Raw genomic sequence first — 14,365 nt, forward strand, 5'->3', positions numbered from 1 at the left:
GACGCGGACGGACCCCGCGGCGCGCCCGCCGGTCGTCGAGCCCGCGGGGCCGGTGGGACAGGACGGAACCGGAGGTATCGTGCTCGGACCGTCCGGGGGGACCGCGCGCCCCCGGCCGGACGGCGTCGGGGAGAGCGGGTGCCGGGCACCCGCGCAGAGGAGCACGCGGTGGATCGTCACAGCACGCGGGCGGGCCGGACCCGTCGCGGCCTGCGGCCGTCCGGCGGGAGCCGCCCGGTCCACGACGACCTCCTGGATCAGGCCGCGGCCCTGTTCCCGGAGCACCGCCGCCGGTGCCCGCACTGCGACGGTGCCGTCGGTCGCTCCCGCGACGGCCGTCCCGGACGGCTGCGCGGCACCTGCGCACACTGCCGCCGCCCGTTCGACCTCACCCCGGCGCTCGCCCCGGGCACCGTCCTCGCCGGGCGCTGGCGGGTCACGGAGCTCGCGGCGCGCGGCGGGGACTGGCTCTACCGCGGGGTCGGGCCGGACGGGGAGCCGGTGGTCCTCGCCCGCCGCGCCGACGGTGATGCCGCGGCCCCGGCGCTGCTGCTCGGGCGGGGCCACCCCGCCCTGGTCGGGCTGCGCGACGTCGTCGAGCACGACGCCGCGGTGCACCTCGTCCTCGACCCCGTCGCGGGTGAGCCCGTCCGTGGCCCGCAGGACCCCGGGGCCGCGGCCGCCGTCGTGCTCGCCGTCGCGCCCGCCGTCGCACACCTGCACCGCCTCGGCCTGCTGCACGCCGACCTCAAGCCCGGCAACGTGCTAGCGACCCCCGCCGGCCCGGTCCTGGTGGACCTCGGCTCGGTGCGCCGGCTCGACGACCGGCACAGCCCGGTGTGGGGCACCGACGGCTTCCTCGCGCCGGAGATCGCCCCGGGCGGGGCGGGCCCCTCGGTGGCCTCGGAGGTCTACGCGCTGGGGCGCACGCTCGACGTCCTGCTCGGCCGGCCGGTGCGCCCGCACCTCGCGCCGGGCGGGTCCGGACCCGCCACGACCCCGCTGGACCCGGTGATCGCGCGGGCCACCGCCGTCGACCCCGGCCGCCGCCACCCGGGCGTCGAGGAGCTCGCCGCGGACCTGCGGGCGGTGTCCGGCGGGGAGGAGGAGGAAGGCCCCGGACGGTGCGGCGTGGGTGGGCCAGCCGGCCGCGGGGTCGTGCACCAAGATGATCCCCGCCGCGATCATCCCGGCCACCGACCCGACCGCCGTCCCGACCGGGACCCCCGCACCCCCGCCCGCGTGCCCGCCCCACGAGGAGCCTTCCCGACGTGACCGAGTCCTCCGCGCCGCCGTCCGCGACGAACGGCTCCGACGGCAACGACTCCGCGGGCCCGGGCCCCGACCGTGCCGGCCCGGCGACGCCGCCGTCGGGCACCGCCGTGCCCGGCCAGGATCCCGACCCCACCGGTGGGGTGCCGGTGCAGTCGGTCGGACCCGCCGGGACGGCCGGGGAGCACACCGACCTGCGGGCGGTCCTCGAGGCGACCCGCTCGGAGGTGGAGGACGCGGACTGCCCGGAGTGCGGCGCGGGCGCCGACCAGGCCGTCGAGGGCGCCTGCGGGAACTGCGGCGCGCGGCGCCCCGCGGTGCGCGACCACGTGGAGTTCCGCCTCGGACCCGGCGCGGCGGTCACCGACCGCGGCCTGCGCCGCCGCCGCAACGAGGACGCCTGCGCGCTCGGGCGCATCGCGACGCCGGCTGGGGAGGTGCTCCTCGGCGCGGTGTGCGACGGCGTCGCGTCCGCGCGGCGCGGCGACGAGGCGTCCCTCGCGGCCGCGGAGGCCGCGGTGGCCGCCGTCCTCACCCGTATCGCCGCCCACGGCGACGGCGGCGCCGGGCTCGACACGCTCGCCGCGACGGCGGCCGGGGCGGCCGCCGAGGCCGCGGCCGACCTGGTGCGCTTCGGCGGCGACCCCTCCGACCCCCCGGCGACCACCTACACCGGGGCGGTCACCCGGGGCGGCTCGGCGGTCGTCTCGTGGGTCGGCGACAGCCGGGTCTACTGGCTCGCGCCCGACGGCACCTCCCAGCTGCTCTCCACCGACGACTCCTGGGCCGAGGAGATCGCGGCGGCCGGGGTGATGACGCGCGAGCAGGCGCACGCCGACCGCCGCGCCCACGTGCTGACCCGGTGGCTGGGCCACGACTCCCCCGAGGGCCCCGCCCGCGCCCGCCGCTTCCGGCCGGCGGGCCCCGGCTACCTGCTGCTGTGCAGCGACGGGATCTGGAACCACATCCCGGACCCCGACCGGCTCGCCGCGCTGCTGTCCGGCGACGACGTCCTCGCCGACGCCCGCGCGCTGGTGGACGCCGCGCTCGCCGAGGGCGGCCACGACAACGCCACCGTCGCGCTGCTGCCGCTCGACCCCGGCGACGGGGGCGGCGAGTGGGGTCCCCGGCCCGACGGCAGCGACGACACCGGGCCGATCCTCATCCCGCTCGACGGCGACGACCACCCCGACGACGCGGGCGGTGCCGGCGACGACCCGACCGGGGGCGCGGGCGACCCGGTCGACCCGACGCGGCCCGGACACCCGTGACGGCGGGCTGGATCGCACGGGTCTGGGCCGACCGCGACCACTACGAGCTGGTCCGCGCCCGCGCCGAGCCCAGCCCCGGCGGCGTCGAGGTCCCGGAGTTCCCCACCGGGCACGTCGAGTTCGAGGTGCCGCTGCGGGGCGAGGAGGTCCGCATCGGCCGCCGCGGCGTGCCCGACGACGACCCGACGGCCACCTCCCCCGGCGACGACGTCCCGGGGATCGACCTGACCGGCCCCCCGCGCGACCCGGGCGTCTCGCACCTGCACGCGGTGCTGCTCGCGGTGGGGCCGGACCGCTGGGTGGTCCTCGACGCCGGGTCCACCAACGGGACCTCGGTGAACTACGCGGCGGAACGCCTCGAGCCCGGCACGGCCGTCCCGCTCGCCCCCGGCGACAGCATCCACGTCGGGGCGTGGACCACCATCACCGTCGAACGGCGATGAGCTGCAGCGTCGCCGGGTCGTCCTCGATCACGGCGGCGGCGGCCGGGTCGACCGTGGCCAGCGGGCCGGTGGACGGGTACGGATCCGGCTCGGCGACGCCGACCACGGGGATCGGGCCGGTCGCCGTCGTCGTCCGGTGGTGGGCGAGGACCAGGCGCGCGGCGAGGAAGCTCACCGGCACCGCGAGCACCGCCGCGGCGAGGGGGGCGAGGCGCTCGTCGACGCCGACCCCGACGAGGACGACGACCCCGACGGTGGTGGCGGCGACGTTGACCGCCTGCGAGGCCGGGTAGAGCAGGAACCGTCGCCACGAGGGGCGCACGCGGAACGTCACCCGGCAGTTGAGGAAGAACGACACCACCATCGCCGCGCCGAGGCCGATGACGTGGGCGACGAGGTAGCCGACGTGGCCCAGCACCACCAGGTAGATCGCGTAGTAGGTGGCGGCGTTGACCACCCCGACGAGCCCGTAGCGGACCAGCGCCCAGAACAGCGCGGCCCGGCGGCCCGGCGCAAGCGCGGTCACGGTCCTCGGTCCCCTCACGTCCGGAGCGTCCGCACGGCGAGGGCCGCGCGGTTCGACCTGTGGCGCGGTCCGCCGCTCAGCGCCCGACGCCGGGGCTGAGCATCACCGCGAGCGCCACCAGCACCACCCAGGCGACGCCGAGGATCTGCAGCACCCGGTCGTGCAGCACGATCTCCTCCGGCTCGCCGCCGTTGCCGCCGTCGACGTCCACCGCGTAGCGCAGGATCGCGATCACGAACGGCACCACCGAGATGATCGCCCACAGGCTCGGCGGGGTCGGGAGCCGGCCGGGGATCGTCGTGACGCCGATCCCGAACGCCCACAGTCCGTAGGCCATGATCACGACGGTGGCCGAGAGCGACCACACGAACCGCAGGTACGAGGCCGAGTACCGCTCCAGCGACTTCCGGATCTTCGCGCCGGTGCGCTCGGCGAGCCGCATCTCGGCGTAGCGCTTGCCGGCCGCCATGAACAGCGACCCGAACGCCATCGTGAGCAGGAACCACGGCGAGAGGTACAGCGTGGCGGCCGCGCCACCGGCGATCGCGCGCATGAGGAACCCGGAGGACACGATGCAGATGTCGATCACGGGCTCGTGCTTGAGCCACAGGCAGTACGCCAGCTGCACGACGATGTACACCGCGGCGACGACCGCCAGGTTCCGGCTCGCGAGGAAGCTCAGCGCGATCGCCCCGGCGAAGAGCACGACGGCGACCCCGTAGGCCACCGACGCCGGCACCACGCCCGCGGCGATCGGGCGGAACCGCTTCTTCGGGTGGGCGCGGTCGGCCTCGACGTCGCGGGCGTCGTTGACCAGGTACACCCCGGACGCGGCGAGCGAGAACACCGCGAACGCGACGACGACGTGCAGCAGCACGGAGATCTCGCCCAGGCGGCCGGCCGCGAACGGCGCCGCGAGGACGAGCACGTTCTTGACCCACTGCTTGGGCCGCATCGTCTTGAGCACGCCCAGCGGCAGCGCCAGCGGACCGGTGCGGCGCGTCGGCACCACGGTGTCGTCCGGGGCGTCCTCGGGCTCCGCCTCGGCGAGCGCGTCGGCGGCGAGCTCCGCCTCGTCCCGCGTCTCCCGTTCCTGGGACGTCGTCATGCGGTCCTCCAGCGGCCGACGGATCCGCGCGCGATGAGGCGGCGCGCGCCGAGCGCGCACGCGGCCCCGAGGGCGGACCCGGCCAGCACGTCGGTCGGGTAGTGGACACCCAGCACCAGGCGCGAGAGCGCCATCGCGGGCACGGTCGGGAGGGCGGCGGCGGGCCGCCCGAGCAGGCCGCCGAAGAGCAGTGCGGCGGCCGTGGTGGAGGTGGCGTGCGAGGAGGGGAAGGACAGCCGGCTCGGCGTGCCGACGTGCACCGCGATGCGCGGGTCGTGCGGCCGCGGCCGGCGGACGACCCGCTTCACGGCGATGGACGCGGCGTGCGCGGCGACGACTCCGGCCGTCGCGGTCGTCCACTGGCGCCGGCGGGGCCGGTCGAGGGCGGCACCGGCGGCGCCGAGGGCGATCCAGCCGGCGGCGTGCTCCCCGAAGAGCGACATCGCCCGCGCGGCCCGGACCACCGAGGGGTGGTCGACGCGTCGCTGGACGGCGGTCAGCGCGGCGACCTCACCGGCCGGATCGTCGCTCGTGTCGGGCGCCCGGTCGAGCACTCGTCCTCCTCCCGGGAACTCCCGGAGTCAGGGCCTGGCAACCGGGGCGATGCTACGCGGGCCTTGACAAGCCGCCGTCAGGGAGGTTCGCCCGGGGCCCGGCGTGTCAGAACCAGCGCTCGAGGACGAGCGCGACGCCGTCCTCGTCGTGGCGGGCCGTCACCTCGTCGGCGGCGGCGTGCAGCTCCGGGTGGGCGTTGCCCATGGCGACGCCGTGCCCGGCCCACCGCAGCATCTCGAGGTCGTTGGGCATGTCCCCGAACGCGACGACCTCGTCGGGCGTCACCCCGAGGTGCGCCGCCGCCCGCGCGAGCCCGTGGGCCTTGGTCACGCCGCGCACCGAGCACTCCACCAGGCCGCCCGACGCGGAGAACGTCACGTCGACGAGCTCGCCCAGACCCTCCCGCACCGCGGCGGCCATCACGTCGCTCGGCAGGCCCCGCTGCCGGGCGAGGACCTTCATCGCGGGGAGCGCCGCGAGCTCGGTGACGGGGACGACGACGTGGTCGGAGTTCGGCCAGGCGTGCTCGAAGTGGGGGTCGCAGCAGAACTCCTGGACCCCGGGCCGGGCGACGCGCTCCACGGCGAGGCCCGCGCCGGGCAACGCCGTGCGCAGCCGGTCGACCACCTCGCCGAGCACGTCGGTGCCGAGCTCGGCCGCCTCGAGGACCTCGTCGGTGGCCGCGTCCCACAGCACGGCGCCGTTCGCGGCCACGCACAGCCCGCGGTCCCCGATCAGGTCGCACACCGGCTCGATCCAGCGCGGCGGCCGGCCGGTGGCCAGGACCAGCGGCACGCCGGCCGCGCGCATGCGGTCCAGGACCGCGAGCAGGCGCGGGCCGGGGTGGTCGTCGGCGCCGAGCAGCGTGCCGTCGACGTCGCTGGCGACCAGGCCGGGGGCTCTCACGTCGCCCATTGTCCGCGCGACGGGCGCCGTCCGCGGGTACGCCCGTCCCATGAGCCACGCCGACACGGCCGCCGACCTGCTGGACACCGCGGGCGAGACCTTCGCCGCGGAGGCCGGGATCACCCTCGCGGACAAGCCCGCCCCGCTCTACCGGCTGCTCGTGCTCGCGGTGCTGCTCTCGAGCCGGGTGCAGGCGACGCTGGGGACCCGGGCGTGCCGCGAGCTGGTCGACTCCGGGCTCGGCAGCCCGGAGAGGATGCGCGACGCGGACCGCCAGGACGTCTTCGGCGCGCTCTCCCGGGCGAGGTTCCTCAGCAAGGACCAGACGACCGACGCCCTGCAGGAGGGCGCCGGGCTCGTCGCCGAGCGCTGGAAGGGCGACCTGCGGCGGATGCGCGCCGAGGCCGACGGCTCCGTCGAGCGCCTCACCGAGCTGCTCACCGAGGTGCCCCGGCTGGGCCCGGTCGGGGCGTCGATCTTCCTGCGCGAGGTGCAGGCGGTCTGGCCCGAGCTCCGGCCCCACCTCGACGGCAAGGCCATCGACGGCGCGCGGGCGGTCGGGCTGCCGACCGACCCGGCGAAGCTCGCCGCGCTGGTCGACGGCGACGACCTCGCCCGCTTCTCCGCCGCCCTGGTGCGGGCGAACCTCGACGACGACGTCGCCGAGCAGGTCGGGTAGGGGCGCTATCCCCGCAGGATCCGCGGCGGGCCCTCGGGCGCGCCGGGGAACACGCGGTCGAGCACCCGGACGAACGCGCGCTGGTACTGGTCGGTCATCGCCGTCGCGGTGTAGTTCGCCAGGGCCCGCTCGCGGCCGGCCGCGCCGAGCGCCGCGCTCCCGGCCGGGTCGCGCATCACCGCCTCGAGGGCGTCGGTCCACGCCGCGCGGGTGAGCGGGTCGACGACCACGCCCGCCCGCCCGTCGTCGAGCATCTCCGGGATCGCCCCGCTCACCGCGGCCATGACCGGGACCCCGCGGGCCATGGCCTCCACCATCACCAGCGGGAACGCCTCGAACCCGCTGGGCACGCAGAGCACGTCGATCTCGGCGAACGCGTGGTCGGGCCCCGAGGAGCGGCCCCGCCACCGGACCCGGTCGGCGAGGTGGGCCGGGGTCCGCGCCTCCAGGTCGGCCTTGTCCGGGCCGTCGCCGAAGATGTCGAGCGACCACCCGGTCAGGCCGCGCGCGTCCAGCGCGGCGAGGGCGTCCGCGAGCAGCAGCGGGTTCTTGTAGGCCTTGATCCGGGTGAGCATCCCGAAGCGGATCCGGCCGTCGGTCGCTCGCCAGGGCAGCGCCCCGGGCTCGGGGATGCCGTTGGGCACGACCATGACGAGGCCGGTCAGCGCCTGGTGGCGGGTCAGGTCGACGTGGTGCTGCCGGGAGAGCACGACGAGGCCGTCGGCGGCCCGCAGCGCGCGGGCCTGGGCCGCGGAGTAGGTCGGCCGGTCGAGCTCGGCCGGGTCGTGGGTCGCGGGCAGCCACCGCCGCCGCTGGCCGCGGGCCCGTCCGGCCGCCCGCCAGGCGAGCGCGAAGCCCATCTCGGTGTTGGTGACGCCCCCGACGACGACGGCGTCGTCCCCCGGCAGGTCCGCGGTGTCGACCACCGGCTGCCAGAACGGCTGCAGCGTCAGGCGTACCCGCGGGTCGAGCTCGGTGACGTAGCGGCCGAGCTCCTTGAGGCAGACCACCGTCACCGGGTGGCCGCGCGCCACCAGCTCGTTCGCGAGCAGGATCCGCTGCCGCTCGGCCCCGCCCAGCACGAGGTTGTTCGAGGTGATGACGACGCCCGGACGGCCCGCGGCCCGGTCGGCGACGTGCTCGGTGCGCCGACGGCGCGCGGCGCGGGCGGCCGGGCGCAGCCGGTCGAGGACGCGGGTGCCCGCGGCGTAGACCGTGCCCGCGCCGCGGTGCCCGGCGTTGCCCAGCAGGATCACGTGGGCGGCCCGCTCGAGCTCGGCCTCGCGGCGGGCCGCGTCGGTGCCGGCCACCGCGCCCGCCGCGATGCCGCCGCCGGGCAGGCGGACCTGGCCGGCCCGCCGGCCGGCGTCCTCGGGGTCGGCGACGAGGTGGACCGTCCACCCCGCAGCGCGTGCCGCACGCTGCCAGGCGAGGTCCTCGCCGCGGTCGAAGAAGTCCTCGTCGAAGCCGCCGAGCGCGGCGCGGGCCGCCGCCGAGACCAGCAGGCAGCCCCCCACCAGGACCCCGTCCACGGCGCTCCCGGCCGGGGGCGCCGCCAGCAGCTCGCTCCCGGGCCGGCCCCGCAGCCGCTCCTCGGCCCCCGCGTAGGCGACGAGGTCGCCGACCAGCGACGGGGTGCGCCGCACGACGGCGTCCCAGGGGTGCTGCTCGGCCGGGTCCGGCTCGGGCATCGGCGCGACCGCGGCCACCCCGGGGCGGGCGAGCACGGCGCGGGCCGCGGCGAGCGGGCCGAGGAGCTCGACGCCGGGGTCGAGCAGGAGCAGGTCCCCGGTGGTGTCGGTGGCCGCGTCGGCGCGGGCCGCGAGGGCGTTGCGGGCCGCCACCCGCCCGGCGTCGGCCTCGGCGAACGTCCAGTCCACCTCGGGCCGGTCGGTGGCCAGGTGGGCACGGTCGTCGTCGGCGGCGGGGGCGACGGGCTGGCACCAGACCAGGACGCGGGCGCCGGGGAGGTGCTTCGCGACGCCGTCGAGGGTGCGCTCGAGCGGGTCCGCGGCCCCCGCGGACACCACGAGCACCGCCAGACCGGTGCCGGTCGGATCGCCCTCCACCGTCGCCTCCCGAGGTCGTGCCCGCCGGGGCGGGACCGGCCCCGATCGTGACACGGGGTGCGCGCGGGCCCCGTCGTGCCCTCCCCGCCTGGACCGGTGATCGACTCCACCCCCGTCTACGCTGCCCGGGACGTGTCCCCCGTTCGGGCGTCGGTCCGACCCCGGGGGACGATCCCGATGGCCCCCGACCCGGTGGGGTCGTTGGACCTGGCGATCGCGGAGCACGGCACGGGAGGGGGTGCGGGGTGCTGATCGACACGCGCAGCGCGGCGCGGCAGCGGGTGGAGCTCGACCGCTCGGTGCCGGCACTGCTGCTCAAGCTCGGCAACTACCCGCTGCACCACGGTGGCGTCGGCGTGGTGCGCAGCCTCGGTCGGTGCGGGGTCGACGTCTACGCCGTCACTGAGGGCCGCTACACCCCCGCGGCCTGCTCGCGGCACCTGCGCGGCCGGTTCTCCTGGCCGACGACGGGCCGCGAGGACCCCGCCGAGCTCGCCGAGGGGCTCCACGGCATCGCGAAGGCCATCGGGCGGCGCGCCGTGCTCGTGCCGACCGACGACGAGGCCGCCGCGGTCGTCTCGGAGCTCGGCGGCGAGGCCGGCCTGGCCGACGACTTCCTCTTCCCCCGCTGCGCCGACCCCGGCCTGCCGCGCCGGGTCGCCAGCAAGGAGGGCCTCTTCCGGGTCTGCGCCGAGCACGGCATCCCCACCCCGCACACGGTGTTCCCGGAGAGCCTCGCCGACGTCGAGGAGTACGCCGCCCACGGCGCCTTCCCCGTCGTCGTCAAGAGCCGCGACCCGTTCGAGCGCCACCGCCACCCCACGGTCCGCTCCTCCACCGTCGTCGAGGACCCCGACCGGCTCCGGGCGATGGCGCTGGACTGGGACGACGTCCCGTCGGTGATCCTGCAGGAGTACGTCCCGCGGGAGACCGCCGAGGACTGGGTGGTGCACGCCTTCTGGCCCGGGCCGGGAACCGCCCACGAGCCCACGGTGTTCACCGGGGTCAAGCTGCGCTCCTGGCCCCCGCACGCCGGGTTCACGACGGCGGGCCGGGCCCGCTGGAACGACGAGCTCGCGCGGCTCGCCGCGGAGCTCTTCGACGCCGTGGGCTTCCGCGGCATCGCGGACCTGGACTGGCGGCGCGACCTGCGCGACGGGCGCTACAAGCTCGTCGACTTCAACCCGCGGGTCGGGGCACAGTTCCGGCTCTTCGAGGACGCCGCGGGCCTCGACGTGGTCCGCGCCCAGCACCTGGCCCTGACCGGCCGCGACGCCCCCCGCGCGCCGTTCCCCGAGGGCCGGGGGTTCGTGGTGGAGGACTTCGACTACGCGGCCCGGATCGCCTACCGCGGCGACCGCACCGACGGGCCCGCCCCCGACGGGCGCGCGCCGACGACCGAGCACGGCTGGTTCGCCCTCGACGACCCGCTGCCGTTCCTGCCCATGCTCGTCGGCCGGGCGACCCCGGTGCTGCAGCGCTTCTCCCGCACCTGGGTGCCGCGGGTACGCAAGCTGCGCTGAACGGCGCACTCGCCGCGAACGCACGAACGGCCGGTTCGTGACCTTCGAGGGTCACGAACCGGCCGTTCGTGCGGTAGGACCGGGTCGACTCAGGCGATCGCGTGCGACCCCACGGGGTAGGCCACCCGCAGCGTCGGGCCCCGCTTGCCGGCGATGCGGCGGGCCAGCTCCGGCGCGGCGTACCAGGTGCCGGTGACGAACCGGTTGACCGGCCCGAACGAGCGCACGGCCGGCGCCCCGAGGAAGTGCAGGCCCGGCACCGTCGACTCGAAGCCCTTGCCGAGCGTCGGGAACCCCTCGACGGTCGCCAGCTCGCCCAGGAGCTCCTTGTCGAGCAGGTCGTAGCGCGCGACGTCGATCTCGTAGCCGCTGCCGACCATGACGTGGTCGGTGCGCAGCGTCGAGCCGTCCTGCAGCGTCACGACGACCTCGCCGTCCACCGCCTCGGCCGAGCGGATGCCCTGCCCGAGGTGGAACGGGGTGTTCTCGAGGCGGGCGCGGAGGTTGTGCGAGCCGGCCGGGAACAGGCAGCGCTTGCGGACCTCGAGCTGGAGCCGCTCGGGCAGCCGCCGGTAGGTCTCGGGCGCCGCGGCGAGCCACCCGGTGGCCCGGCCGCCCACGTCCGTCGGCGGGACGCGCCACTTCTCGCGGAAGGTCGGCGGCGGGGAGCCCTTCGGCTTGTGCGGGCCGAGCCAGTGCGGGGCCTTCGCGCGGGCGACGACCGAGACGTCGACGCCGAGGTCGACGAGGATCGCCGCGTTCTCCAGCGCGCTCTGGCCGAGCCCGACGACGAGCACCCGCTTGCCGGCGAAGGTCGAGAGGTCCTCGTGGTGGGCCACGTGTGAGACGGCGCCCTCGGGGAGGCCCTCGAACTGCGGGATGCCGCGCTCCATGTTGCGCAGCCCGACCGCCATGACGACGCGCTCGGCGTGCATGCGGTCGCCGTCGTCGAGGTGCACCGAGAAGCCGGAACCCTCCCGGACGACCTGCTCGACGCGGCGGTGGTCGAGGTCCGGGACGATGCGCTCGGCGATCCAGTCGCCGTAGGCCAGGAAGTGCTCGAGCGACGCCGGGTTGTCCAGCGCGATGTCGTGGGCGCGGGCCCAGGCCGTGATGGTGTGCCCGGGCACCGGGTGCGCGATCGAGGACGCCCGCTCCTTGGAGCGCAGGATCATCCCGCGCGGCATCTGGTGCTTCCACGAGCCCATCACCTCGCCGAAGGTGTGGGTCGCGGTGCCCTGGTGGCGCAGGAAGGCGGTGGCGGCCAGCCCGTACGGGCCGGCGCCGACCACTGCGACGTCCGTGGATCCGGCCATGATCCCCCTCTCGGTGGGCGCCGCGTGGCGACGGCGCGTGCCGTCCATGATGACGACGCCGGTTACCGCAGCCACGACGGGGTGACCCCGGACCGTCGCCGCACCATCACGAGCCGGACATCACGGACGTGGCACCGGCCGGTCTCAGATGATGGCCACCGCCACCACGAGGCCCAGCGCCAGGTGCATCCCGGCGATCATGGCGGACACCGGGGTGTAGTACTCGTCGTGCAGGCAGGCGCCCACGTCCAGGCGGGACACCGCCTCGAGGCCCCGCACGACGAGGACCTGCGCGACGATCCCGACGAGCCCGTAGACCAGCGTGTTGATCACCCCGGTGAGCAGGCCGCCGCCGGAGATGTAGATCGCGACGACGACGATCAGCGCCATCGACACCAGGCCCGAGGCGGACACGACCACCGCGTTGGGCCGGCCCTCGCGCACCAGCCCCCGCAGGTCACCCGGCGTCGTCAGGTCGATCGCGAAGTAGCCGACGTACATGAGCACCGCGCCGATCACCGCGTAGAGCGCGATCAGGCCGATGTTGCCGAGGAGCGTCGGGAAGAATTCGGGAGCGAGCACACGGGCCTCCGCGGGGTCCATCCGGACGAAAGAGACGCCGCACCCTAGCGACTCCGGGCCGCCGCGAGGGGGACCCGTGGCGGGCCGGATCAGCGCGGCGGGAGCCCGATCGGGTTGTGGGCGGGCACGACCGAGCGGGCCGCCGCGGCGATCGGCTCCAGCAGCGCCGCGAGCCGCCCGGTGCGCTCCGGGCCCAGCGCCTCCCACGGGCCGGCGGCCGCGCGGTCGGTGGCGTCCTCGACCGACCCGTGCAGCGCCCACCCCGCGTCGGTGAGCACGAGCCCGTCGCCGAGCAGCCCCGCCGAGCGCAGCCGGCCCACCTCCGCGTCCCAGGCCGCCTCGCGGATACGCCGCCCGAGGCGCAGGTCCCGCCCCGGCGACTCGCCCGCCGCCACCTTGAGCACGTGCGAGGCCACCGCCCCCACGCCGTGGACGGCGAGCGCGGCCAGGTGGCCGTCGCCGCGGTGCTCGCGCAGCGTCGTCGTCGCCTGCCACAGCGCGAGGTGCGGCGCGGCGGGCCGCGGCAGCGCCCGGTTCGCCGCCCCGAGCACGCGCCCGGCGTCGTCGCACGCCGACGCCGCCTCCCAGGCGAGGTCGGCGGCCTCGGTCACGACGGCGACGTCGGGGGCGTCGGGCAGGTCGCCGAACGCGGCGTCGACCCCCTCGAGGCGGGCTCCCAGCGCGGCGGTGGGCGTGACGCCCGGCGCGATGCCGGCCCGCGCGTCCGCGATCCGGTCCGGGGCGAACCCGCCGAAGGCCGCCACGACGACGGCCGTGGGCACCTCGCCGAGCGGGGCGGCGCGCTGGGCGACGTAGCGCGCCCAGAACGAGTCGCCGAGGGGTTCCGATACCGCGAGCGCCGCCGGGGCGAAGTAGGTCAGGGCGTGGACCGGCTCGTAGAGCGTCCACATCTCACGGGGGGTGGGCATCAGTCGGGGATGCGGTGCGGCACGAACGCCGCGCCGTTGTCGGTGACCAGCCCCGCGGTCTCCCGGATGCCGAGCCCGGCGGCCTCGTCGCCGACGATCCAGGCGCCGAGCGCGGGCCGGTAGCCGTCGAACTCGGGCAGCGGGTCGAAGAGCTGGTAGACGTAGCCCTCCTCGCCGTAGACCCCGCCGGTCTGGACGACGGGCTCGCCGGCGCCGGCGACGATCTGCACGTTGGCGCCCTCGCGGCCCAGCAGCGGCTTGCGGACGTACTCGGTGAGCAGCCCCGGGTCGCCCAGCGAGGCGGGCAGCAGGTTCGGGTGGCCCGGGTACATCTCCCAGAGCACCGCGAGGATCGCCTTGTTCGACAGCAGCGTCTTCCACAGCGGCTCGATCCACGCGGTCTCGGGGAGGCTGCGGGTGACGTGCTTGCCGAAGTCGTCGCCGAGGATCCACTCCCAGGGGTAGAGCTTGCAGACGCAGCTCATCGGGGCCTCCTCGAGGTCGACGAACCGGTCGAGCGCGGAGTCCCAGCCGATCTGCTCGATCGCGAGCCCGACGGTGTCGAGCCCGGCCTCGGCCGCCGTCTCCTGCAGGTAGGCCGTGGTCACGTGGTCCTCGCCGGTCGTCTCGGCCTGCGACCAGCAGAAGTGCACCTCGCCGCGCGGGAGGTCCGCGGCGATCTCGCCCCAGCGGGCGACGAGCTTCTCGTGCAGCGAGTTCCACTGGTCCTGGGAGTCGCCGTAGACGTCCTTGAGCCAGTACCACTGGCAGATGCTGGCCTCGAGCAGCGTCGTCGGGGTGTCGGCGTTGTACTCGAGCAGCTTGGCGGGGCCGGACCCGTCGTAGCGCAGGTCGAAGCGGCCGTAGAGGTGCGCGTCGTGGCGCTTCCAGGACGCCGCGACCTGCTCCCAGCACCACTCGGGCAGCGCGAAGTCGCGGAACCGCTCGGTGGTGACGACGTGGTCCACGGCCTCCAGGCACATCGAGTGCAGCAGCTCGACGTCGGCCTCCAGCGAGAGGATCTCGGCCATGTCGAAGACGTAGTGCACCGACTCGTCCCAGTAGGGCCGGGCGCCGTCCTGGCCCATCGCCGGGGTGCCGAAGACGAGACCCTGCTCCTCGATCTTCTGCCGCCAGTCGGGGCGGGGGGTCGACCTCTCGCGACGCACGCGCGTCCTCTCCGCTC

General features: G+C 76.4%; 14 protein-coding genes. 5 read left to right on the forward strand and 9 right to left on the reverse strand.

Going from position 1 to position 14,365, the window contains the following annotated elements:
• Window positions 1–168 precede the first annotated feature (168 nt).
• Genes HH311_RS09895 through HH311_RS09905 form a run of 3 tightly spaced genes read left to right on the forward strand, consistent with a single transcriptional unit; the run spans window position 169 to window position 2,986 of the window.
• The gene (locus tag HH311_RS09895) at window positions 169–1,275 is read left to right on the forward strand and encodes a protein kinase domain-containing protein (RefSeq protein ID WP_169183485.1); all 1,107 of its coding nucleotides are present in this window, start codon (window positions 169–171) and stop codon (window positions 1,273–1,275) included.
• Window positions 1,272–2,543: a PP2C family serine/threonine-protein phosphatase gene (locus tag HH311_RS09900; RefSeq protein WP_169183486.1), complete on the forward strand. Its 1,272-nt coding sequence runs from the start codon at window positions 1,272–1,274 to the stop codon at window positions 2,541–2,543. The genes HH311_RS09895 and HH311_RS09900 overlap by 4 nt, the downstream gene beginning before the upstream one ends.
• Entirely contained in the window at window positions 2,540–2,986 is a 447-nt protein-coding gene (locus HH311_RS09905) for an FHA domain-containing protein (RefSeq protein WP_169183487.1), read from the forward strand. The genes HH311_RS09900 and HH311_RS09905 overlap by 4 nt, the downstream gene beginning before the upstream one ends.
• Here HH311_RS09905 and HH311_RS09910 read toward each other — a convergent pair.
• The 4 genes from HH311_RS09910 to HH311_RS09925 all read right to left on the reverse strand — a co-directional run bounded on the left by HH311_RS09910 (window position 2,967) and on the right by HH311_RS09925 (window position 6,090).
• A complete protein-coding gene (locus HH311_RS09910) occupies window positions 2,967–3,512 on the reverse strand; it encodes a GtrA family protein (protein ID WP_312030050.1) in 546 nt (181 codons plus the stop codon). The genes HH311_RS09905 and HH311_RS09910 overlap by 20 nt on opposite strands.
• Before the next feature lie 76 nt (window positions 3,513–3,588).
• Window positions 3,589–4,620 carry a decaprenyl-phosphate phosphoribosyltransferase gene (locus HH311_RS09915; RefSeq protein WP_169183488.1) on the reverse strand — a complete coding sequence of 344 codons (1,032 nt, stop codon included), beginning with the start codon at window positions 4,618–4,620 and terminating at the stop codon, window positions 3,589–3,591.
• On the reverse strand, window positions 4,617–5,174 hold the full coding sequence (locus HH311_RS09920) for a phosphatase PAP2 family protein (protein ID WP_312030051.1): 558 nt from the start codon (window positions 5,172–5,174) through the stop codon (window positions 4,617–4,619). Before HH311_RS09920 ends, HH311_RS09915 begins: the two co-directional genes overlap by 4 nt.
• A 106-nt stretch (window positions 5,175–5,280) precedes the next feature.
• On the reverse strand, window positions 5,281–6,090 hold the full coding sequence (locus HH311_RS09925) for an HAD family hydrolase (RefSeq protein ID WP_169183489.1): 810 nt from the start codon (window positions 6,088–6,090) through the stop codon (window positions 5,281–5,283).
• Window positions 6,091–6,130: 40 nt separating this feature from the next.
• On the opposite strand from HH311_RS09925, the gene HH311_RS09930 reads away from it, so the two are divergent.
• Window positions 6,131–6,760 carry an endonuclease gene (locus HH311_RS09930; protein ID WP_169183490.1) on the forward strand — a complete coding sequence of 210 codons (630 nt, stop codon included), beginning with the start codon at window positions 6,131–6,133 and terminating at the stop codon, window positions 6,758–6,760.
• Window positions 6,761–6,765: 5 nt separating this feature from the next.
• Here HH311_RS09930 and HH311_RS09935 read toward each other — a convergent pair whose 3' ends face one another.
• Window positions 6,766–8,829 (reverse strand): glycosyltransferase, encoded by a 2,064-nt coding sequence (locus tag HH311_RS09935; protein WP_312030052.1) that lies wholly within the window; start codon window positions 8,827–8,829, stop codon window positions 6,766–6,768.
• Between the two features lie 245 nt (window positions 8,830–9,074).
• On the opposite strand from HH311_RS09935, the gene HH311_RS09940 reads away from it, so the two are divergent.
• Window positions 9,075–10,352, forward strand: coding sequence for an ATP-grasp domain-containing protein (locus tag HH311_RS09940; protein ID WP_312030053.1), 1,278 nt, complete (start codon window positions 9,075–9,077; stop codon window positions 10,350–10,352).
• Between the two features lie 89 nt (window positions 10,353–10,441).
• On the opposite strand, the gene HH311_RS09945 is transcribed toward HH311_RS09940, so the two are convergent.
• The 4 genes from HH311_RS09945 to HH311_RS09960 all read right to left on the reverse strand — a co-directional run bounded on the left by HH311_RS09945 (window position 10,442) and on the right by HH311_RS09960 (window position 14,348).
• Entirely contained in the window at window positions 10,442–11,743 is a 1,302-nt protein-coding gene (locus HH311_RS09945) for an FAD-dependent oxidoreductase (protein ID WP_169183491.1), read from the reverse strand.
• A 69-nt stretch (window positions 11,744–11,812) separates the two neighbouring features.
• Window positions 11,813–12,271 (reverse strand): DUF350 domain-containing protein, encoded by a 459-nt coding sequence (locus HH311_RS09950; RefSeq protein ID WP_169183492.1) that lies wholly within the window; start codon window positions 12,269–12,271, stop codon window positions 11,813–11,815.
• A 68-nt stretch (window positions 12,272–12,339) separates the two neighbouring features.
• Window positions 12,340–13,179 (reverse strand): SCO6745 family protein, encoded by an 840-nt coding sequence (locus HH311_RS09955; RefSeq protein ID WP_169183493.1) that lies wholly within the window; start codon window positions 13,177–13,179, stop codon window positions 12,340–12,342.
• Window positions 13,179–14,348: a glutathionylspermidine synthase family protein gene (locus HH311_RS09960; protein ID WP_169183494.1), complete on the reverse strand. Its 1,170-nt coding sequence runs from the start codon at window positions 14,346–14,348 to the stop codon at window positions 13,179–13,181. Before HH311_RS09960 ends, HH311_RS09955 begins: the two co-directional genes overlap by 1 nt.
• Window positions 14,349–14,365: the final 17 nt, after the last annotated feature.

This window comes from Actinomycetospora sp. TBRC 11914, assembly GCF_012933465.1.
In the GTDB taxonomy this organism is placed as follows: domain Bacteria; phylum Actinomycetota; class Actinomycetes; order Mycobacteriales; family Pseudonocardiaceae; genus Actinomycetospora.